Source organism: Sedimentitalea sp. (assembly GCF_039973035.1).
Classification (GTDB): domain Bacteria; phylum Pseudomonadota; class Alphaproteobacteria; order Rhodobacterales; family Rhodobacteraceae; genus Sedimentitalea.
Genome location: NZ_JBDWLR010000007.1, coordinates 1 through 19,972 on the forward strand (window position 1 = coordinate 1; position 19,972 = coordinate 19,972).

General features: G+C 53.1%; 19 protein-coding genes and 1 pseudogene. 12 read left to right on the plus strand and 8 right to left on the minus strand.

The window, feature by feature from the left end; genetic code table 11:
* From ABJO75_RS00775 to ABJO75_RS00785, 3 genes and pseudogenes are all read right to left on the minus strand, one after another.
* Positions 1-664: pseudogene (locus ABJO75_RS00775) on the minus strand (transposase); the annotation flags it as partial.
* 976 nt (positions 665-1,640) lie between these two features.
* A complete protein-coding gene (locus tag ABJO75_RS00780) occupies positions 1,641-2,333 on the minus strand; it encodes an MOSC domain-containing protein (RefSeq protein WP_348432289.1) in 693 nt (230 codons plus the stop codon).
* Entirely contained in the window at positions 2,330-2,872 is a 543-nt protein-coding gene (locus tag ABJO75_RS00785; RefSeq protein ID WP_348432290.1) for a MarR family transcriptional regulator, read from the minus strand. The genes ABJO75_RS00780 and ABJO75_RS00785 overlap by 4 nt, the downstream gene beginning before the upstream one ends.
* 85 nt (positions 2,873-2,957) lie before the next feature.
* On the opposite strand from ABJO75_RS00785, the gene ABJO75_RS00790 reads away from it, so the two are divergent.
* Together ABJO75_RS00790 and ABJO75_RS00795 are read left to right on the plus strand one after the other, a co-directional pair.
* The gene (locus ABJO75_RS00790; protein ID WP_348432291.1) at positions 2,958-3,719 is read left to right on the plus strand and encodes a hypothetical protein; all 762 of its coding nucleotides are present in this window, start codon (positions 2,958-2,960) and stop codon (positions 3,717-3,719) included.
* A gap of 88 nt (positions 3,720-3,807) precedes the next feature.
* The gene (locus tag ABJO75_RS00795) at positions 3,808-4,338 is read left to right on the plus strand and encodes a redoxin domain-containing protein (protein ID WP_348432292.1); all 531 of its coding nucleotides are present in this window, start codon (positions 3,808-3,810) and stop codon (positions 4,336-4,338) included.
* Here the strand turns inward: ABJO75_RS00795 and ABJO75_RS00800 are convergent.
* Positions 4,335-5,279, minus strand: coding sequence for a LysR substrate-binding domain-containing protein (locus ABJO75_RS00800; RefSeq protein WP_348432293.1), 945 nt, complete (start codon positions 5,277-5,279; stop codon positions 4,335-4,337). The genes ABJO75_RS00795 and ABJO75_RS00800 overlap by 4 nt on opposite strands.
* A 97-nt stretch (positions 5,280-5,376) precedes the next feature.
* Between ABJO75_RS00800 and ABJO75_RS00805 the strand changes: the two genes are divergently transcribed.
* A complete protein-coding gene (locus ABJO75_RS00805; RefSeq protein WP_348432294.1) occupies positions 5,377-6,834 on the plus strand; it encodes a catalase in 1,458 nt (485 codons plus the stop codon).
* A gap of 52 nt (positions 6,835-6,886) precedes the next feature.
* Here the strand turns inward: ABJO75_RS00805 and ABJO75_RS00810 are convergent, their stop codons facing one another.
* The gene (locus tag ABJO75_RS00810; RefSeq protein WP_348286151.1) at positions 6,887-7,540 is read right to left on the minus strand and encodes a GntR family transcriptional regulator; all 654 of its coding nucleotides are present in this window, start codon (positions 7,538-7,540) and stop codon (positions 6,887-6,889) included.
* 142 nt (positions 7,541-7,682) lie between these two features.
* Here ABJO75_RS00810 and dctP point away from each other — a divergent pair, with 142 nt between their 5' ends.
* From dctP to ABJO75_RS00845, 7 genes are all read left to right on the plus strand, one after another.
* A complete protein-coding gene (gene dctP, locus ABJO75_RS00815; RefSeq protein ID WP_348432295.1) occupies positions 7,683-8,816 on the plus strand; it encodes a TRAP transporter substrate-binding protein DctP in 1,134 nt (377 codons plus the stop codon).
* Positions 8,817-8,882: 66 nt separating this feature from the next.
* The gene (locus ABJO75_RS00820) at positions 8,883-9,422 is read left to right on the plus strand and encodes a TRAP transporter small permease subunit (RefSeq protein ID WP_348432296.1); all 540 of its coding nucleotides are present in this window, start codon (positions 8,883-8,885) and stop codon (positions 9,420-9,422) included.
* Positions 9,419-10,729 (plus strand): TRAP transporter large permease subunit, encoded by a 1,311-nt coding sequence (locus ABJO75_RS00825; RefSeq protein WP_348286145.1) that lies wholly within the window; start codon positions 9,419-9,421, stop codon positions 10,727-10,729. Before ABJO75_RS00820 ends, ABJO75_RS00825 begins: the two co-directional genes overlap by 4 nt.
* A gap of 61 nt (positions 10,730-10,790) precedes the next feature.
* Positions 10,791-11,750, plus strand: a complete 960-nt coding sequence (locus ABJO75_RS00830; protein ID WP_348432297.1) for a dihydrodipicolinate synthase family protein — start codon at positions 10,791-10,793, stop codon at positions 11,748-11,750.
* Positions 11,741-12,661: a proline racemase family protein gene (locus ABJO75_RS00835; protein WP_348432298.1), complete on the plus strand. Its 921-nt coding sequence runs from the start codon at positions 11,741-11,743 to the stop codon at positions 12,659-12,661. The genes ABJO75_RS00830 and ABJO75_RS00835 overlap by 10 nt, the downstream gene beginning before the upstream one ends.
* A 3-nt stretch (positions 12,662-12,664) precedes the next feature.
* Positions 12,665-13,936 (plus strand): FAD-dependent oxidoreductase, encoded by a 1,272-nt coding sequence (locus ABJO75_RS00840; RefSeq protein WP_348432299.1) that lies wholly within the window; start codon positions 12,665-12,667, stop codon positions 13,934-13,936.
* 38 nt (positions 13,937-13,974) lie between these two features.
* Complete coding sequence (locus ABJO75_RS00845; protein WP_348432300.1) at positions 13,975-15,408, plus strand: aldehyde dehydrogenase (NADP(+)); 1,434 nt, start codon at positions 13,975-13,977, stop codon at positions 15,406-15,408.
* Between the two features lie 250 nt (positions 15,409-15,658).
* Here ABJO75_RS00845 and ABJO75_RS00850 read toward each other — a convergent pair whose 3' ends face one another.
* On the minus strand, positions 15,659-16,603 hold the full coding sequence (locus ABJO75_RS00850; RefSeq protein WP_348432301.1) for an alpha/beta hydrolase: 945 nt from the start codon (positions 16,601-16,603) through the stop codon (positions 15,659-15,661).
* 84 nt (positions 16,604-16,687) lie between these two features.
* On the opposite strand from ABJO75_RS00850, the gene ABJO75_RS00855 reads away from it, so the two are divergent.
* Positions 16,688-17,401, plus strand: coding sequence for a WYL domain-containing protein (locus tag ABJO75_RS00855; protein ID WP_348432302.1), 714 nt, complete (start codon positions 16,688-16,690; stop codon positions 17,399-17,401).
* 295 nt (positions 17,402-17,696) lie between these two features.
* On the opposite strand, the gene ABJO75_RS00860 is transcribed toward ABJO75_RS00855, so the two are convergent.
* Positions 17,697-18,053, minus strand: a complete 357-nt coding sequence (locus ABJO75_RS00860) for a hypothetical protein (RefSeq protein WP_348432303.1) — start codon at positions 18,051-18,053, stop codon at positions 17,697-17,699.
* Positions 18,054-18,256: 203 nt separating this feature from the next.
* Complete coding sequence (locus ABJO75_RS00865; protein WP_348432355.1) at positions 18,257-19,156, minus strand: LysR family transcriptional regulator; 900 nt, start codon at positions 19,154-19,156, stop codon at positions 18,257-18,259.
* 89 nt (positions 19,157-19,245) lie between these two features.
* Here ABJO75_RS00865 and ABJO75_RS00870 point away from each other — a divergent pair, with 89 nt between their 5' ends.
* Complete coding sequence (locus tag ABJO75_RS00870; RefSeq protein ID WP_348432304.1) at positions 19,246-19,962, plus strand: DUF4386 domain-containing protein; 717 nt, start codon at positions 19,246-19,248, stop codon at positions 19,960-19,962.
* The last annotated feature ends 10 nt before the right edge of the window (positions 19,963-19,972 follow it).

A 19,972-nucleotide genomic window follows, 5' to 3' on the forward strand; every position in this document is an offset into this window, starting at 1 on the left:
CGGCAACCAAGCGTGGCTTCTTTTTCAGCATATTCGCAAGCCAAGGATCATCGCAACGACCTTTTCGCTCCGATGCACTGATCACCGACATGGCGCCGGTGACGAGTAACCGGCGTACGTCGCGCTGCCCCATTTTGGTGATCCTGCCAAAACGGTCTTTGCCACCCGTCGAATTTTGCCGGGGTACCAACCCGAGCCAGGCTGCAAAACCGCGGCCACTATCAAAATTATCTGCTGCCGGACAGAACGCCTGGATCGCAACTGCCGTTTGACGCAGATAGAGATCACGGCTCCGGAACATAACAGCCTGCGCCTGCTGTTCTTTTGTTTTTACGGCGACAAAGCTCATCGATGGACGGAGTGCGGCCTCAACGATCGCTTCGGCGTCCACAGCATCGTTCTTATGTCGCTTCACGAAAGGCTTCACATAATTTGGCGGGATCAAACGAACGATGTGACCTGCTTCTTGCGCCTCGCGCCCCCAATTGTGGGACGTCGCGCAAGCCTCCATGGCAATGGTGCAGCTCGGGATCTCAAACAGAAATTTTTTGAACTACAGGCGGCTGAGTTTCTTGCGAAACAAGACGTGCCCCGCCCTGTCCGATCCATGTACTTGGAAAACCCGCTTGGCCAGGTCCACGCCGATGATATGAAGTTCTTCCATTTCGCCCTCCTTTGTTTCCTGACTAGTCTTGGCCAGATCGGTTCAATTGTGAATCGACAGGAGGGGCATCCAATCCATCACTTATCGTTCGTTGGCTTGTGAAATTCGCGCGCGCACGAAAACGCAACAGTATTGCTCTTCAGGGCTGTTAGTGACTTTTTCCAGTCCCTAGAGCCTAAGTAGCCTGGCTAACGTTGATATCTACACGCCTGCCGCTTTTCCACCTCGGAACACGCTCGCCAGTATTCCATTCGTACATCCACCCAACGACTTCCTGTGTTTGTGGGTCACGGATGCTACCTATCATCTGCGCCTCAAGCCGCACGTAGGCCTCACAAATTGCTGGGATCGTTAGGTTCTGTTTCGCGCCGTCCGCCACATCAATGACCTCCTCTTGCTCACTCAGTTCACAGTTTTGGGAAGAATACCGCTCGTTTTCCGGCAAACTACCCGCTTTAGTTGAAACTGGGCCTTCGGAAAATGCACGATAAGGAACGAAGCCTAACGAAATACAACGCAACGAAAGAACTTAGATCGTTGATAAAGGAGGGAAAATACTTCCTGCATCCAAAAAGAGACGATCATGATTTCAAAGAACTGTTCAAGAAGTTAACGTCTGCTGGAGCGGGGCGACCTGTTGACAAAGATGGGTTCCCCCAAGGTGCATGGACGGCTGATCTTTTGGCTGAAGCGATAACGCGGATATTGTGATTTTGAGCCTGCAATGGTGCGGATTGTGCAATTGATCCATACAGGGAAAACGCTTGGCTTTAAGTATTGAGAGCGGGACAATATCGCCCTCGCTGTATCGGATACAGGGCTTAGCGCGGATCAAACGGCGGATCTTTTACGCGAGAAGCTGCAAGAGGTTGATCACCGGATGTCAGAGCTTACCCAACTCAGGGTGTTGCTGTCGGATATGTTGGATCAAGCTTGCCCCTTGCAAGGGTAGAACCCGCGCCGTCCTGCTGATTTTCTAACCCTTCAGCCGCGCATCGGTGTTTTCCTTTGTGTTACCTTCCGCCATGCGGGCAAACGCGTCACGCCACCCCTGCGCCAAGAGAGGCAACTCCGCCAAGATCGCAGCGTCTTCCCGTGAAACCCGGCGGGTCAAACGCGCCCGCGTCACCGTCTCAACGGTCCATTCCGGGCAAGGTCGCTCAAACAAAACAATCGGATCATCCGCCGAGACATGGCCGCCTTGCAGTACACGATAATACCACCCCGTTCGCCCCGTTTTTTGGAACAGATAGGCCATCTTCTCGTTTTCGGTATGCTCGCTTACCTTCCAACAGGGCTGTCTGCCTTGACTAACTTCAACCACAGCAGTCCCAAGGCGCAGTTTGTCACCAATACAAATATTGGTTTCTGTCATCCCTAACGTGGCAAGGTTTTCGCCAAAGGCCGCTGGGATTGTCCCTGTCGGAATATGCCCTTCGGCGATCCAATTGGGATAATGATCTGAGGGATAATGATGAATGGCCTTATCGCGCCCACCATGGTGTTCAAGGTCCGCCTGTGCATCTCCAAGGAAACCCATCTCGCCAATTTCCTGACGACCCAAGACAAGAGTTTTGCCAATGGCGGAGGGCGCTTTGCCCGCCCAACGATCCACGATTTCCCCAAAAAAGATGCCGTTAAGTGTGGTCGAAATGTCTGGTGCGCTCATGCTGGGTCCTGTTCATGGCAAATAAGATCTGTTTCTTGCGGGGTCAGGTGCTCTGACAGAAGTTGGCAAAATGATTGGCCTTCATTCTTTTGGAAATGTCGACAATCACGACACAGCCCAAAGGGCTTGCCGTCGTTTTGGTCCAAAATTGAGCGAAGTGTCTGCCTCAATGTGGTTTCAAGGCTGGTCAATTGCTGTCCGTCCAGGCCTTCGATCCCCCCTATCAGCCGAAGCGGTTGCGCGACCAAAGCCTCGCCCTTTTCGGTGATCTGATACTGAACAACCCGCTTGTCGGTCGAAGACCTTCGTTCGGTTACATAGCCCTTTGCCGACAACGACTTAAGCGTTTGGGACACGGTGCCACGGGTGCTGCCCAGATAATCAGCCACATGGGACGGGCTGCGCGAGAAGCGATTTGCTTGTGTCAGGTAATCCAACACGGATCGTTGGGCCGGGTTCACATCATCAGACCAGCTTTCGGTCGCATCAAGCCGCGCCAAGCGGGTCAGAAGTTCTCGGATACGGAGTTCTTGTGTCATGTTGATAAAGTAGCGAGTCGAAATAAAACTTGCAATAGTTTCGACTCGCTATTATTTGAATCACATCAAAAAGAAAGGATGAACCATGAACTATTCAATACCCCTCGTGCCCCTCGCACTGGTATTCACCGCGTCGGTTGCGGGTGCTGATGGCAACCACGCCTCCCACGCGGTCAATCAAGCAGGGGCAATCCTGTCCGAGGAGAGCGTGGACACAATTGCCGCCTTTGACATTTTAGCGGCCCATGCACACGGCACTGGAAACATCGTGACCTTTCATATGACGACCAATGGTTTGGCCGGTGACACCGTCCCGGCCGCCACGGGCGAGGTCGGCGGATCCGATGTTCTGTCCTACGTTTGGCCCACATCGCTGGACCCTTCCACTGTGGGTTTCGAAGGTGGCACAGGTATTCTCGCGCTGGCCGCAACCAGCCACCCCGACTTTGACGACACTCCGCTTTATGATGAAAACAACGATGGTGATCCGGCAAACGACGGGATCGTCTGGCATAGCCACTGGGTTGTGTTGACCCCAACCGAAACCTGTGGGCCCGGCGCATTGGCCGTCCGTGACATTCCCGAAGGTAGCACCCCACAACTGCCCGCGACGTGGCCTGGATTTCCAATCTTCCTCGACAGCCCCGGCTTTTCTCCGCTGTTTGACGGCCCCGAGATTTCCGTCACCGTAGCCTTTGACCGGGCGGTGCAGCTAGATGGGTTGTCTTACGACGGCGTCACCTCGGCTTTGAAAGTAAACGCCAATATCCACGCACCATTGCTGTGTGTTGTGGATGTCTTTGACGTGGCATCGGGCGACCTAAGCCTGCCGGGTACGCTTAACTAAATCGGGATGCGGCGGTTAGCGCCGCATTGTCCTGCCATTTCTCAATGACTGATCACAAAATGTAACCGATCATAGAAAGGACCGCGTAATGAAAGCCCCCGAACTACAGATTCAACAATGGTTCAACACCAAAGACAGCCCAACACTTGCAGCATTACGCGGCAAGGTTGTCGTGATCGAAGCTTTTCAAATGTTGTGTCCGGGCTGCGTGTCGCATGGGCTGCCGCTGGCCCAAAAAATCCACAACATGTTCCCTAAAGATAAAGTCGCCGTACTGGGTCTGCATACGGTGTTTGAACATCATGATGCGATGCAACCTGTATCCCTCGCCGCGTTCTTGCATGAATACCAGATCACATTTCCAGTCGCCGTCGATTTGCCCGGTACCGGAGCGATGCCAGAAACCATGCAGTCCTATCAAATGCGGGGCACTCCAAGCCTTATCCTGATCGACAAAGCAGGGGATATACGCGCCAATCACTTTGGTAACGTATCAGAGCTGATGCTGGGCGCTGAAATCGCAACTTTGATAGGCGCAGTCGCCCCTGATGACATTGAGCCGTCCACAGAAGGGTCTGCCCAACCAGGCTGCAACGAAGAAGGTTGTTCTTTGCCTTAAGGCAGCAGGGTCAAATGATCTTTCATCGGGGAGTTGGCCATTTTCTCTCCGATGAAAGCCCCAAAATCGGCGATGTACTCAGTCCGTGGATCGCTTTTGCGCCATACGAGACGAACCTGTCTGCCGATATTTTTTTCGCTGATGGGATGTAGCGTTGCTAGACCACCAAAACGATCTGGTGTTCCAACAGACAACACTGGAAACAACGCAGCCCCCTCCCCCAGCGCAACAAAGTGGCGCAACATTTCTAGACTGCTTGCCACCCTTTGCCCTTGCAAACCGGGTAGATTGCAAAGCGCAACGGTTTGGTCAGTCAAACAATGTTCTTGCGACAGTAAAACGAGCTTGGATTGCATTACCTCCACCATCTCAATGGGGCTGTCAGGTACTCGGTTCAGCTCAATCGGGCTTGCAAAGACGAAAGGTTCAAAGAACAAATCTGTGCAAGCGAGGTGTTCCTGTTTCGGAGCCGTCGCAATGAACGCAACATCCAATTCCCGATCCGCCAACATCTGTTCAAGTGTTTGTGTGGGTTCTTCAAACAGGTTCCACTGAACATTCGGGTAGTCTGTTCTTAGCGATTTGAGGATAAGTGGCAGCAAGTACGGCCCCAGCGTCGGGATCACCCCAACTTTCAATTCCCCATCAAATCTATTGTTCAGGCTTACAGATAGATCCAGGAATTCGCGCGCCTCGTTCAAAAGAAGATCGGCCTTTCGCAAAACAATCCGGCCATTGGGCGTCAACGCAACATGCTTGCCTTGACGTTCAAAAATAGAGAATCCCAATCGGGCCTCAAGCTTCATGATCTGTTGGCTAATCGCGGGTTGCGACACACCGCAAACAGATGCTGCCATACCAAAATTGCCGTGCTGCGCTACGCTCTGCACATATTCAAGATCCCGCAGTGATAGACCCGAAACTGACGTTGTTTTCTTCATGTATTACCTTTGATTATCGGTGCAATAACGTACATGACTTGGACCGTTTCTAGCTCTTCTGATCTTTTGCAACCAGACAGAAAGAATGGAGACGACTATGACCAAGACACCTAAGTTGACCACAGCGTTTGGTGCGCCAGTACCTGACAATCAAAACATCATGACAGCAGGGCCCCGCGGCCCGGCTTTGCTGCAAGACGTTTGGTTCCTCGAAAAGATGGCGCATTTTGACCGGGAGGTCATCCCCGAACGCCGCATGCATGCCAAAGGATCTGCCGCATTCGGTAAATTCACCGTGACCCACGACATCACCAAATACACGCGGGCCAAGCTGTTCTCAGATGTTGGCAAACAAACCGATCTGTTTTTGCGGTTCTCAACGGTCGCAGGCGAACGTGGCGCCGCCGATGCTGAACGGGATATTCGCGGATTTGCCGTCAAGTTCTATACCGAAGAAGGTAATTGGGATTTGGTTGGCAACAACACGCCTGTCTTCTTTTTGCGTGACCCTATGAAGTTCCCTGACCTGAACCATGCGGTCAAACGTGATCCGCGCACTAACATGCGCAGCGCGGACAACAACTGGGATTTCTGGACAAACCTACCCGAGGCTTTGCATCAAGTGACCATTGTCATGTCGGATCGCGGCCTGCCTGCCACCTATCGACATATGGATGGTTTTGGCAGCCACACTTACAGCTTCATCAACGCTGATAACGAACGGTTCTGGGTGAAATTCCACTTCAAGACACAGCAAGGCATCAAAAACCTGACAGATGAGGAAGCCGCACAAATTGTGGCAGGTGATCGCGAAAGCCATCAACGCGATCTGTTTGACAGCATCGAGGGTAATGATTTCCCAAAATGGACCCTGTCAGTACAAATCATGCCTGAGGCCGACGCAGGATCGTATCATGTTAACCCATTTGATCTGACCAAGGTTTGGCCTCATGCGGATTATCCACTCATCGAAGTGGGTGAGCTTGAGCTGAACCGTAACCCAGACAATTATCATGCCGAGGTTGAACAATCCGCCTTTGCACCATCCACCATTGTACCCGGTATCGGATTTTCTCCTGACAAAATGTTGCAAGGCCGCTTGTTTTCTTACGGTGACACACAACGATATCGTTTGGGCGTGAACCACGCGCAAATTCCGGTGAATGCGCCACGTTGCCCCTACCATTCTTATCACCGTGATGGCGCAATGCGGGTGGACAGCAACGCTGGATCACGCATCGGATATGAACCGAACATGTTCGGTGAATGGCAGGAACAACCCGATTTCTCTGAGCCACCGTTGAGTGTTGAAGGTGCGGCGGATCACTGGAACCATCGAGAGGACGAAGATTACTACTCGCAACCAGGTGATCTATTTCGTTTGATGTCTGCAGCCCAACAACAAGTTTTGTTTGAAAATACGGCGCGGGCGATTGGGCCTGCTCGGCTTGAAATTCAGCATCGTCATATCCGCAACTGCACAAAGGCTGACCCAGCTTATGGTGCGGGGATCGCAGCTGCGCTTGGCTTGGAAATAGCAGATATCGCAGATTAAGACATGGGCCCGCGCGGACGACGTTTGCGCGGGCGACCTTACTGTTTTTGGTTTATTTCAACACCTCAAGCAAAGTGTCTCTCGCCCCTAAGATATGGGCTTTTGTGAGGTCGCTTGCGAGGCTGGCTTGGCCTTTTTCACAGGCTTCAAGGATGGCTGCATGTTCTTCGTTCGCCCGCGCTTTGCCGTCAGTCATTGTGATTTGTGCCCGTAGATAGCGATCTACACGATCCAGCGAATTGTTAATGATCTTGAGGTGATATTTTAGTTCGCTCGCATTATATAGTTCATAGTGGAATTCGCGGTTTAGGTCGCCCCATTCCATCGGATCTGTTGATGTCGAAAACGCTTCGAAAAATCCGCGTGCCCGCGCCAATGCTTCCGGTGAAATATCAGACACGGCACGTTCAATCACTGCGCCTTCAACCAATGCTCGGAATTCGAAAATCTCGCTGGCGTCACTTCGTGATAGCCCAGCGACAACCGCTCCCTTAAATCGCTGTGTCGAAACAAAACCCTGCACTTCCAACATTGTGATCGCTTCACGTACAGGAATACGACTGGTGTTGAACGTTTTGGCAATTTCGTCCTGCCGCAGCGGCATGCCGTCCTCCAACTCACCATCAATGATTGCCTGTCTCAGCGCCTCAAATACGATGGTCGCCGCCGAGGCAGATTTCGAAATATCAACGGCATAGGACTTCATTCAATTACTCCCAATATGCCTTTTCCTAGAGGCTCTTCAGACTATAGCGCAAGTTTTTATATTGTATATTGGATCCAATATGCATTATGCAGTATCCATAACGCAGACTCCCGCGCTCTTGGCGAGGCGAGCCCGCAACAAGATGAGAAAACTCATCAATGCGCATCACGCGCAAATCAAAGGGGCAATTGCCCTCAACGGGAGGACTTTTATGAGACATACGATAACAATCGCGGCACTAACGCTGGCAAGCACGCTGGGGGTGACGGCCTACGCAGACACCATTGAATGGAAAATGACTGCCGCGATTGGCGAGGGATCGTTTTTCTACCAGAACTTCATGGAACGCTTTGCTGCCAATGTTGGTTCAATGACCGCTGGCGGCATGGAAATTCAGCCCTTTGGTGCTGGCGTTCTGGCCCCAGCCTTCAAGGCGTTTGAGGTCGTGCAGGACGGTATTGTCGAAGCTGGCCACTCAACCCCATCTTATCTGGTGAACCAAGACCCAACCAATGCAATTTTTGCCAGCTTCCCTGGCGGCATGTCCGGCGAGGCAACATTGCACTGGATCTACGAAGGTGGCGGCGAAGAAATGCTGCAAGAATTCCGTCGCGAGGAGATGGGCCTGCACTCTATGGTTGTGGGTATCGGCACGTCCGAGATCATGGCGCATTCAAACGTCAAAATTGAAACAACGGCCGACCTCGAAGGCGTGAAATATCGCACATCCGGCGCTTGGGCCGCTGTTTTGAAGGACTCTTTTGGTGGCGTTCCCACCGTTGTTCCAGGCAACGAGATTTATACGTTACTCCAACGTGGAGGCGTAGACGCGGTTGAATGGTCCACGCCTGGCGGCAATATCTCTGAAGGTTTCCACGAGGTGGCCCCCTATATGATCATGCCTGGGGTGCACCAACCGTCATTCTTGTGGGAGGTTTTCGTCAAACAGGAAACATGGGATGCCCTGCCGGAAGACATTCAAGCGCAGGTGACGGCGGCAGCAAAGCTTACGACATATGAAAGCTTCACCCACTTTGGTCACGAAGACGTACTGGCGATGGCCGCGTTCCGCGACACCAATGTAGAGATCATCAATATGGATCCTGCTGAATCAGAAAAAATCCGCGCCGCAGGCCGTGATTGGGCCAGTGCTCAAGCTGCAGAACTGGCTGAAGGCGGCAACGCGCGGATGCAAGAGGTCTTGGACAGCTACATCGCATATCAAGCGAATTGGGCAGAAAACTCTGGCTACCTTGTTCGCGACAGCGCGAACTAAGTCGGCACCAAAAACGTGTTGATGGCTGGCCCCTAAGGGTCGGCCATCACAAGTCAGGGGGGTCCAATGACGCACTTTCTAAACATTATTGACGCAATTGCAGAGGGTCTAGCCGCGTGTGGACGGCTTGTGATTTTCGTCTTAATCATTGCCATGCTTTACGAAGTAGTCGCGCGCTATGGTTTTGGTGCGCCGACCCTTTGGGCCTTCGACATCTCTTACATGCTGAACGGATCAATCTTTCTGCTTGGTGCCGCGTATGCGTTGCGCAGCGATGTTCATGTGCGGATCGACTTTTTGTCGCAGCGCTTACCGATGCGGGTGCAGCAGTTGTTAAATGGCATCGTTTTCCTTTTCATCATGATGCCCATCACATCGGTTTTCGCATTCGTTGCTGGGAAGAAAGCTCTCAAAGCTTTCACCTCCGGCGAAGTCGAAGCGGTGAGCCCATGGGCCCCGGTTGTCTGGCCATTCTACTCAATCATCGCCATCGGTCTTGCTGCGTTTGCTCTGCAATTTCTTGGTGAGGCAATCAAACTTTTGAGCGGACGCAAGAATCCCGGTGAAGCCCCCGGAGAGCTTGACGAAATGGGACAAGCACAATGACCCCCCTTTTGATGTTTGCCGCTCTTTTCGTGCTGGTTTTCGCAGGCGTGCCTGTGGCGTTTTCCCTGATCATCATCGCGATTGCGTTCGGGTTTAGCGTTTTCGGGGAACTGATTTTCTTGCAGCTTTACGGTCCACTGTTGCACACGGCCTCGAACTTCGTTCTGGCCGCGATCCCATTGTTTATCTTCATGGGTGCAATCTTGGAGCGCTCTGGAATTGCCAAACGTTTGTTCTACGCTTTGCAATTGTGGCTTGGTGGGCTGCCCGGTGGATTGGCTTTATCTACCATCGCAATGTGCGCGATCTTTGCGGCCGCCTCTGGCGTCGTTGGCGCAGTTGAGATTGTCGTCGGGTTGATGGCTATCCCAGCCATGACAAAGGCGGGTTATCGAAATGACCTGATCGCGGGCACAATATGTGCGGGCGGCTCGCTTGGCACGATTATTCCCCCTTCGGTGATTGTTGTGGTCTATGCCTCGATTGCGCAGCTTTCCATCGGCAAACTCTTTGCTGCGTCCATCCTGCCTGGATTGCTAATGGTTGCGTTTTTCGTGGGTTACATAGTGATCCGCAGTCTTTTGCATCCGACCGACGCACCTGCTCTTCCCAAAGAAGAACGCGATGTGCCGCTCCCTGAAAAGTGGAAAATCACACTGACTGCGATGCTGCCGCCATTGGCTTTGATTGTGCTCGTTTTGGGGTCGCTGTTGGCTGGGGCGGCCTCTGCCACCGAAGCCGCCGCCGTCGGTGCTGCCGGCACAATTGTTCTGGCGTTTCTGTTCCGCGAACTAAACCTTAAGCTGCTTAAGGAAGCGCTGAATGTAACATTGCGAATTACGACTATGATCATGTTGATCGTTGCTGGCGGTACAATGTTCACGAGCATCTTTGCGGTCACGGGTGGCGGTCAACTGGTCCGAGAAACTGTCGCAAGCATCGGTTTTGGCAATGCGGGCATTATTGCGTTCTTTCTTGTGGTGGTCTTTTTCGCAGGCTTCGTGCTGGACTGGGTTTCGATCGTTTTGATCTTTATCCCGATCTTTGCGCCAATCGTGAAGTCCGCTGGGATCGACCCGATCTGGTTTGCGATGCTGGTGCTTGTCGTCATTCAAACCTCATACCTGACACCGCCCATGGCACCGTCGATCTTCTACCTGCGATCTATCGCCCCGCGCGATATGACCTATGGCCAGATGTATCGCGGAGTCTTGCCGTTTGTTGGGGCACAAATGCTAGTGCTGATTGTCATCATCGCCTTCCCCGCCGTTGCAACTTGGTTGCCCGATCTTTTGGTCGGCCTTTAACGGAACGCCCCTGTCCCCTTCACATCTCGTCTTATCGGCGTGATCAAATTCGGAGATTTTTATGTCTACTAATATCTTTACGGGCACCATGCCCGCCCTAATGACCCCTTGCGATGCGCAGGGCACTCCAAACTTTGACGCTCTTGTGAGCAAGGGCAAAGACATGATCGCAGCAGGCATGTCAGCTGTCGTCTATTGCGGCTCTATGGGTGATTGGCCCCTGTTGACCGACGCACAACGCATGGAAGGCGTCGAACGCCTCGTCAATGCTGATCTGCCTGTCATTGTGGGCACCGGTGCAATCAATCCACAATCTGCCGTGGCCCACGCGGCCCACGCCCAGAAAGTTGGAGCCGCCGGTTTGATGGTTATTCCACGAGTGCTGTCGCGTGGTGCATCATCCGCAGCACAAAAGCAGCACTTCAAAGCGATCCTTGATGTGTCACCTGACATTCCTTCGATCATCTACAACAGCCCAGTCTACGGTTTCGCCACCAAAGCCGAGTTGTTCTTTGAGCTGCGCGCCGAATACGCCAACTTGATCGGCTTCAAAGAATTCGGCGGCAAAGATGATCTGCGCTATGCAGCCGAGCATATCACCAGTCGAGATGATCAGGTTACTTTGATGGTAGGCGTCGATACCGAAGTCTACCACGGCTATGTCAACTGTGGTGCGACCGGTTCGATCACGGGGATTGGAACGGCGTTGCCAAAAGAAGCACTGCTTTTGGCGAACCTCTCCAAAAAAGCGGCCGCTGGATCAGCAGAGGCACGCCAACGGGCGTTGGAACTGGAAGAAGCATTCGGTGTTTTGGCTAGCTTTGACGAAGGCACAGATCTTGTTCTGTATTACAAATACCTTCTCGTCCTGAATGGCGAGGAAGAATACCGCCATCACTTCGTGCCCACCGATGCTTTGTCAGATGCGCAGCGCCACTACTGTGAAACGCAATATGAGTTGTTCAAAACGTGGTTCGCGGATTGGTCAGCTCAGGGCGGGATCATCGCTGAATGCGCGTAATCGACAGTCATACCGGTGGTGAACCAACCCGGGTCATCTTGAACGGTGGTCCTGACCTTGGGTCAGGTCCGCTGTCAGAACGGGCACGACGTCTATCACAAGATCATATGGAGTTTTGCCATACCCTTCTACGCGAGCCGCGTGGTCAGGTTGCGATGGTGGGCGCTTTGCTTGTGGAACCGGTTGATCCGCGGTGTCTAACTGGTGTGATCTTCTTTGATGTCGCAGCCGTCTTGGACATGTGCGGCCATGGCACAATTGGGTTGGCGGTCACACTGGCGCATCTGGGCATGGCGACGCCGGGTTCTCATCTGATCGAAACACCGGCAGGTGTCATCAAGGTGCATCTACAAGACAATAGTACCGTCTCTGTGACCAATATAGAAAGCCGAGTGATCCAGTCGGATGTCACCGTCGAAATCGCGGATCAGGGGCCTGTGACGGGAACAATCGCCTATGGCGGAAACTGGTTTTACATCGTCGAAACATATCCAGTACCCGTGCTTCCCGAAAATATTGCGGGCCTAACACAGGCTGGCGTGGCTATCCGAACCCAGCTTAACGCCACACTGCACGGCGCAAAGGTTGACCATGTCATCTTTCAAGGGCACCCAGTCAGCGCCGATAATTTCAGCCGAAATTACGTGCTGTGCCCGGACGATACCTACGACAGATCCCCATGCGGAACCGGCAGTTCGGCCTTTCTCGCTTGCTTGGCCGATCAAGGGCGATTGCCCCCAGACCAACAAATTACCCAAGAGAGCATCATAGGCAGCGAGTATCAATTGTCATACCAACACGGACCCACTGGCGGAATTATCCCCACCATCACCGGGAACGCCTATGTCTTGGCCGACACTACAATGATCTTTTCGGCCAATGATCCGTTTCCCAACGGTATCGCGGTCTGACCAATGGCAGGAGCAACCGACATCATTGTCATCGGTGCTGGTGTGATCGGCATCAGCATCGCGCTTGAAATTCAGGCACGAGGCCGGCAGGTTCATGTGATTGACGCCCTAGGCGTTTGCGCCGGTGCATCGCAAGGCAATGCTGGGGCTTTCGCCTTCTCCGACGTTTTGCCTTTGGCCACGCCCCGGATCATGCGTCAGGCACCGTATTGGTTGCTTAATCCGATGGGGCCCCTGTCCATTCCACTTTCTTATGTGCCTCAGATCTCACCTTGGCTTTGGAAGTTTTGGAGGGCCAGCCGACCGTCGAAATTCGCTCAGGCCGTATCGGCGCAATCAGAATTGATGAACCTATCGCGGGCTGCGCTTGAACGTCAGATCAAGCGCGTTGATGGGGAACATCTGATGCGTCGTGAAGGTCAACTACAGCTTTATGATACCAAGCGCAGTTTTGATAACAGCCTGACCGACTGGGAATTACGAAAATCCCATGGCATCGCCTTTGATCTCGTTCAAAGTGCAGGAGCTTTGGCAGATATCCAACCTGGTTTGGCCGCACAGTTCAAATACGGCGTCTACACGCCTGATTGGATGAATACCGTTAATCCAAAATCATGGGTCGCGCATCTGGCTGATCGTTTTATTCAAGGTGGCGGCACACTCTCTATCGGCAAAGTAAACTCGATCGCATTCGGTGAAACGGGTGTTTCGGTGGAAACAGACACATATACGATAGGCGTGCGCCAGATTGTTGTGGCCGCAGGCGCGCATTCCCATCAGTTGGCGCGAACCCTCGGGGACATCATCCCGCTTGAAACCGAACGCGGTTACAACACAACTTTGCCCAAAGGCGCATTTGAATTGAACACGCATTTAACTTTTGCGGACCACGGGTTTGTGGTGAGCAAAATCGATGATGGTGTACGGGTCGGAGGCTCGGTCGAATTGGGTGGCTTGAAGATGCAACCCAACTACCGGCGCGCCACACATCTGTTGAACAAGGCAGCCGGTTTCCTGCCGGCATTAAATACACATGGCGGAAAACAATGGATGGGCTTTCGCCCGTCTCTTCCTGACAGCCTACCTGTGATCAGCTGTTCCAAGAAATCCCGAAACGTAATCTATGCGTTTGGGCACGGCCACTTGGGCCTGACCCAAGCGGCTGCCACAGCCGAAATCGCTGCTGATTTAGCGACGGATACCCCAACTCCAATTGGCATCGCGCCGTTCGCTGCGAGCCGTTTCGAGCGGATCAAACACGCCTACCCAACCTAATCCATACTAGACTCATAACTGTAGAAAAGGGCCTGCACATGTCAGAAGGCAGTACATCCATCAGCCAAGATTATCGTGACCAAGTTAACTGCCGCGTAGAAGCTGCAGAAGACGCATTCTGGAGCTTCGGATACAGCGACCGTGCAGTACGTGGCAAATTCTTATCTGCAATTGCCAATCACATCGATGCCAACGCGGACGCGATTGTTGCAGTGTCCCAAAAGGAAAGCGCCCTGCCCGAGGCCCGGATGCGTGGGGAACTTGGACGCACCACGGGGCAATTGCGTATGTTTGCCGATCACATTCAGAGTAACGATTATCTGGATATTCGCCACGATGCTGCCCTGCCAGATCGTGCGCCATTACCTCGGCCTGAGATGTTCCTGATGCAACGCCCTATCGGTCCAGTTGCTGTCTTTGGCGCGTCCAATTTTCCATTGGCATTCTCAACTGCGGGTGGCGATACGGCATCCGCACTTGCTGCTGGTTGCCCTGTCGTTGTGAAAGGACACGAGGCACACCCCGAAACGACAGCGCTTGTGGCTTCTGCTGTTCAAAATGCAATCAAAGAATGTGATCTTCACCACGGTGTCTTTTCTGTTGTCCAAGGACAGGGAAATGAAATCGGGGCCGCTCTTGTGCAACATCCGCTGATCAAAGCTGTTGGTTTTACCGGATCGTTGCGCGGTGGCCGCGCCTTGTTTGATCTATGTGCATGGCGCCCGGAACCTATTCCCTTCTTTGGTGAACTTGGATCCATCAATCCGGTGTTCGTTTTGGATCATGCATTGGCGGATCGTGGCGCGGCGATTGCAAATGGTTGGGCTGCATCATTGACGATGGGTGCCGGGCAGTTTTGCACAAACCCCGGTGTTGTTTTCTTGCCAGCAGGCGAAGCCGCCAATGCTTTTATAGAAACAGCCAAGGCCGCACTTGATCAAAGCGAGCCTCAGACGATGCTGACTGACGGTATTGCGGCTGCTTATTGTAAAGGCCGAGATCGGGTTGCTGGAACATCCGGTGTGGTAACCCAACTGGCAACCCGCACGTCTGGTCGCAATGCGGACCCGTCTTTGTTTGTGACAGACGGGCAAACATGGCTGTCTAATCCGTCGCTCGAAGATGAGGTTTTCGGCCCACTCGGCATTGTTGTTACCGTATCGTCCGCCGGCGAAATGCTAAAAATCGCCCACGGACTGCAAGGCCAACTGACGTGTACATTAATGGTTGATGACGCGGATGTTTCGGCTGCCACCACTTTGATGCCTGTTCTTGAACGCAAAGCAGGTCGAATTCTGGCAAACGGTTTTCCGACCGGCGTCGAAGTTTGCGACGCAATGGTTCACGGTGGTCCCTACCCCGCGTCCACAAACTTTGGGGCAACCTCAGTTGGCAGTATGGCGATCCGCCGGTTCTTGCGGCCAGTAAGTTATCAAAACCTTCCACACAGCTTGCATCCGACCGATCTTTGATCGGCCTCTAAGGGCCGCATCAACATGCGATGATCAACGATCCACAGACCGTCCGCATTGCGTTAAAATTCGAACCGGTCGACGCCTGGGCGCAATTCCACATCGCCCAGAATACGTCCTGACCCAGTTCTTTAGCAACCGAAACGGATGCGATCGACGCCGTACTGCGAAGCTGGTGTGTACTCGCTCAGCCGTTCTGGTGGCGAATTTGGCGACCCGAGCGATCAGGCTTACAGAGTGGCGCAGGGCCCTAAGTGCCGCCGCTCTCTGCCAACCATTCCAAAATTGTCCGGGTCGTTTCTTTCGGTTTTTCCTGCTGAATCCAATGCCCGCAATCAAGGCTGACCACATCCACGTTTTGCACGAAATCCGCCAGATTTTCCGATTTCGGGATCATGTCCTGTTCGCCGTAGATCATAAGCGCAGGCTGATGGATGATCGGGTCCACGTCTGCGAGTATCTGCCAATTGCGGTCCATGTTCCGATACCAGTTGATACTGCTGGTGAAACCAGCGTTCTCGAAGGCTGCGACGTAAACCGCAAGTTCTTCGTCGCTGAGGATAGGCTCACCCAAGGGTGCTGCGGCCTGCGCGAGGTTGATCATCGTCATGCCGGGCTCGGGCGGAGATAGCGGGACGTTTTTGCGATATAAATTGCTTAGAAATCGAGAGGTGTTCTGGTCAAGCACTGCATCAGCAACGCCCGGTTGCCGGTTGAAGTGGACGAAGTAGTTATCGGCACCAAAGAACTCTTCCATGAACGCGATCCAAGGCTTTGGGGTGCGTGCCTGATAAGGCAATGCGAGGTTTATGATTTTGGACACCCGATCTGGATGCAGCTGTGCCAAGCTCCATACGACATTCGCGCCCCAATCATGGCCGACAAAAACGGAATCGTCATACCCAAAGTGATCAAGCAATGCGGCAAGATCACCTGTCAGATAAGATATATCATAATCCGTGACCTGATCGGGACGTGATGATTTGCCATAACCCCGCTGGTTCGGGGCGATGACATGGAAACCCGCGTCGGCAAGAGCAGGCATCTGGTGACGCCATGAATAGGCGTGCTCTGGCCAACCATGGCAAAGGACAATCGGGTTGCCCACATTTTCCTGACCGGCTTCAAATATTTCAAGTTCGACGCCGTTCACTGAAATGAGTGTGGGCGTTGGTAAATTCGTAATCTTAGACATTTTCAGGTTCCCTTTCAGATGCATCCTGATTGCCTAAGATGAAAACATTCCAGAATTTGATACCTTTTGTGCTATGTTCCCTGTATGAAAACACGCAGCCGACAAGACGCCATTGTGCGCAACCTCCGCCGCAACGGCACCTCAACAATCGAGGTGCTTGCATCAACGGTCGGCGCGTCCCGCAGCACGATCATTCGCGACATTGCAGCGCTGCGTGACGAAGGGTTCCTCATTCAGACCGAACCGGGGCGCGGCGGCGGGATCAGCCTGGATGCGTCTTCCATCCAGACCACTGCGCGGCTGTCTGTGGCAGAGGTGTTCGCGTTGATCATTGGTGTCTCAGCAATGCGTGCGGCCGGAAACCTGCCGTTTTCGCGCCTTGCCGACGCGGGGCTATCCAAAATTGAGAAGGCCCTTCCATCTGACAAGATCCGCGATCTACGCCGCTTGCTGGAATGCCTTTATGTCGGGCCTCTCGCGCCGCAAGTAAACACATCTAATCTCGCAGACATGGCGCCTGATTTGCTACCCGCATTTGAGACAGCATTTCTCAAGGGGTTTTTCTTGCAGTTCCGATATCGCGACGCCAAAGGTGTGGAGACCGAACGGCATGTCGAACCGCAAGCGATGCTGATCCTGCCGCCGCTTTGGTATCTGGTCGCTTGGGACCCTTCACGCGAAGATTTTCGCCACTTCCGCATGGACCGAATTCGGGAACCCGTTTGTGATGAGGGTCACTCATTTCGCCGGCGCATCGTTCCCTTTGATGATGGGGTCCGGCCCATTCGGATCGTGTAGCACCAATTTACGCAATGCGCTGAGCCCGTTGCGCCGCCGCACGACCTCTAATCAAGAAGGCCACCATCACCGCGGCTGTCGTCAGACCAGATTTTCCAACCGTCGCAATACTGCAGGTATAGACAAGCGGTGCAGAGAGGTCGAACCAACTCAAAATCATTGCACTAATGCCAAGCATCTTCATTAGAAAAGACACCTGTAATATTGCTTCGGGGTGCGCAAGTTATTGGGGCTGTTTTGTTTTCTAGTCTAGGCATGATGGCCCTGTGGATGTGTCGATTTACGGATGACGAATTCAGCGACCGCCAAGTTGGGCACCCAACAAAGCCAAGCAACAACTGGATAAGCGACGTCTATTGAAATGCCTCCCAAAAGCTGAACAGGCAATATTACCCTCAAAGTCACACCTGCAAACGTCAATGCGATTGAGCGGATCAGCCATTCTTGATGAAGCGCGATCTGACCGCGCATGACGATTTGCATCGCGCGGAACATTGCAAGCAAACAAAGCACTACCAGCAATGATATGCAAGTAGAACGCTTCTTCAGATGTCAGAAGCTGATGGGCCGTACCTGCATATGCCTGATCCATCCCCTGCACGACAAATCGATAGGAAACAAGAGCGACAACAATAGATAAGAACCAGAACATGACTTGTCTGAGGCCAATGGTGCCTTACGGGACGCATTAAACTAGAAAGCGGATCTTGAATGATGTCTTGCGGCCCTTGGTGGGGCAGATCAACTAAGTTGGTTTCGCGAAACCTATCCGGGTTTTGAGGACATCTTCAATCACGCGCTTATCGCGTCGCTTTTGGGTATCACGCCAGTGACACTCAGCCGGTTGCGCAATAGCTAGCGCTTCAACTCTTCGATCAGAAAATCATAGACCCGCCGGATGCGGCGGCTTGTCGTCAATTCGCGGTGGGCGACCAGCCAGATCGGGAAAGACAGCGGTTCCAGATCAGGCAGGACTCTCACCACATCAGGTTCGGCGTCCCCAATGTAGGCATCCAGAATACCGATGGCAGCCCCCTGCTTTACCAACTCCCACATCACCAGATAGCTTTCCGTCAGCAGCGGGAAATTCGCCTCCGTCAGGCCCAGCCCAAGGCTATTGAGGCCCTTCAGCATCATGCCATTGCGATCCATGTTCACGAAGTCAGCGTGGCGCAAATCATATGGCTTGGTCGGGTGGCCCAGTTTTTCGATATAGCTAGGCGCGGCATATAAGATCGCGTCCGCCATGCCGATCTTCTTTGCGATCAGGTCAGGTTCAGTTGGGCGAAAATGGCGGATTGCAATGTCCGCCTCGCGGCGTAGCAAATCACTCGCATGATTAGAAACGACGATCTCGACCTGAATACCCGGTTCTTCAACGCGCAGCTTGGCAACAATCGGCGACAACAGAACAGTGGCATAAATTTCACTCGCGGATATGCTGATCGACCCTTCCAGCGCTTGGCTTTGGCCAAGGGCAGTTAGCGATACACGGCCCGCAGCTTCGCCCATGCCGCGCACATGGTCCAATAACTCCATGCCACTTGGCGTTAAAGTCAGGCCGCGACCCACACGTTCAAATAGGACGACACCAAGCTCCTGTTCCAATCCTTCAACCTGACGCCCAAGCGTCGGTTGTGCCATGCCCAAAGCACGAGCTGCGGCAGACAAGGATCCTTCTTCCGCCGTCACCAAAAAGGCCCGGGCTTTGTTCCAGTCGAATTTTACAGCACGCCAATCCATGCAGATATGCATATCAAAAATGGAAATCTGGTCAATTCGCATAGCTGGTTTTGAGTCGTAGACCTTTCGCAACGCCAACTGGAAACAAGAAAGGAAAGACCATGACGACTATTCCACATACAAACTGGGATCCTGTCGCTGCGCGCACTGCTGGCGCTCTCTACCTCGCCATCGCCGTCTGCGGCGGTTTCAGCGTCGGCTTTGTTCCAATGCAAATCGTTGCCACTGATGCGGCTACGTCAGCCGCGAACCTTATGGCCAATCAAGGGCTGTTCAAAATTGGCATCATCGCAGACGGCTTGGTGATCCTGTTTGAACTGGCGATCACCGCGATTCTTTATCAGATGTTCCGGAACGTTGGGCCAAAGATGGCGATGGTCGCGCTGATCTCTCGTGCGGGCATGATTTCCGTCATGGGGATTAACATCCTGCTTTGGGTGATGCCTTACATGTTGCTGACCCGTGACACCGGCTGGGACACAGCGCAACAGCACGACCTTGTTCAAATATTTTTTGATGCGCATGCGACGGGCGTCTTTGTCTGGCAGCTGTTCTTTGGGGCGCACCTGCTAGCGCTTGGCTGGCTGGCGATGAAATCCGATGTCGTTCCACAAATTCTGGGTCGGGGTCTGTTCATCGGTGCTTTTGGCTATCTGTTGCAAGGTATCGTCGAGTTGACGTTCACGGATGTCGCCGCACTCGACTACACCTACATCGCGCTACTGGTCATCGTCACGATTTCCGAAATCAGCTTTGGCCTTTGGCTGCTGATCCGCGGTGGCCGGACTTCCCCCCAATTCTCAACTGCACCCGCATAAAGGAGACTTT

Excerpts from the sequence above, each read along its gene's own strand:
- ABJO75_RS00780 (WP_348432289.1), bottom strand. The coding sequence starts at position 2,333 with ATGAGCGCACCAGACATTTCGACCACACTTAACGGCATCTTTTTTGGG.
- ABJO75_RS00785 (WP_348432290.1), bottom strand. The coding sequence starts at position 2,872 with ATGACACAAGAACTCCGTATCCGAGAACTTCTGACCCGCTTGGCGCGG.
- ABJO75_RS00790 (WP_348432291.1), top strand. The coding sequence starts at position 2,958 with ATGAACTATTCAATACCCCTCGTGCCCCTCGCACTGGTATTCACCGCG.
- ABJO75_RS00795 (WP_348432292.1), top strand. The coding sequence starts at position 3,808 with ATGAAAGCCCCCGAACTACAGATTCAACAATGGTTCAACACCAAAGAC.
- ABJO75_RS00800 (WP_348432293.1), bottom strand. The coding sequence starts at position 5,279 with ATGAAGAAAACAACGTCAGTTTCGGGTCTATCACTGCGGGATCTTGAA.
- ABJO75_RS00805 (WP_348432294.1), top strand. The coding sequence starts at position 5,377 with ATGACCAAGACACCTAAGTTGACCACAGCGTTTGGTGCGCCAGTACCT.
- ABJO75_RS00810 (WP_348286151.1), bottom strand. The coding sequence starts at position 7,540 with ATGAAGTCCTATGCCGTTGATATTTCGAAATCTGCCTCGGCGGCGACC.
- dctP (WP_348432295.1), top strand. The coding sequence starts at position 7,683 with ATGAGAAAACTCATCAATGCGCATCACGCGCAAATCAAAGGGGCAATT.
- ABJO75_RS00820 (WP_348432296.1), top strand. The coding sequence starts at position 8,883 with ATGACGCACTTTCTAAACATTATTGACGCAATTGCAGAGGGTCTAGCC.
- ABJO75_RS00825 (WP_348286145.1), top strand. The coding sequence starts at position 9,419 with ATGACCCCCCTTTTGATGTTTGCCGCTCTTTTCGTGCTGGTTTTCGCA.
- ABJO75_RS00830 (WP_348432297.1), top strand. The coding sequence starts at position 10,791 with ATGTCTACTAATATCTTTACGGGCACCATGCCCGCCCTAATGACCCCT.
- ABJO75_RS00835 (WP_348432298.1), top strand. The coding sequence starts at position 11,741 with ATGCGCGTAATCGACAGTCATACCGGTGGTGAACCAACCCGGGTCATC.
- ABJO75_RS00840 (WP_348432299.1), top strand. The coding sequence starts at position 12,665 with ATGGCAGGAGCAACCGACATCATTGTCATCGGTGCTGGTGTGATCGGC.
- ABJO75_RS00845 (WP_348432300.1), top strand. The coding sequence starts at position 13,975 with ATGTCAGAAGGCAGTACATCCATCAGCCAAGATTATCGTGACCAAGTT.
- ABJO75_RS00850 (WP_348432301.1), bottom strand. The coding sequence starts at position 16,603 with ATGTCTAAGATTACGAATTTACCAACGCCCACACTCATTTCAGTGAAC.
- ABJO75_RS00855 (WP_348432302.1), top strand. The coding sequence starts at position 16,688 with ATGAAAACACGCAGCCGACAAGACGCCATTGTGCGCAACCTCCGCCGC.
- ABJO75_RS00860 (WP_348432303.1), bottom strand. The coding sequence starts at position 18,053 with ATGTTCTGGTTCTTATCTATTGTTGTCGCTCTTGTTTCCTATCGATTT.
- ABJO75_RS00865 (WP_348432355.1), bottom strand. The coding sequence starts at position 19,156 with ATGCATATCTGCATGGATTGGCGTGCTGTAAAATTCGACTGGAACAAA.
- ABJO75_RS00870 (WP_348432304.1), top strand. The coding sequence starts at position 19,246 with ATGACGACTATTCCACATACAAACTGGGATCCTGTCGCTGCGCGCACT.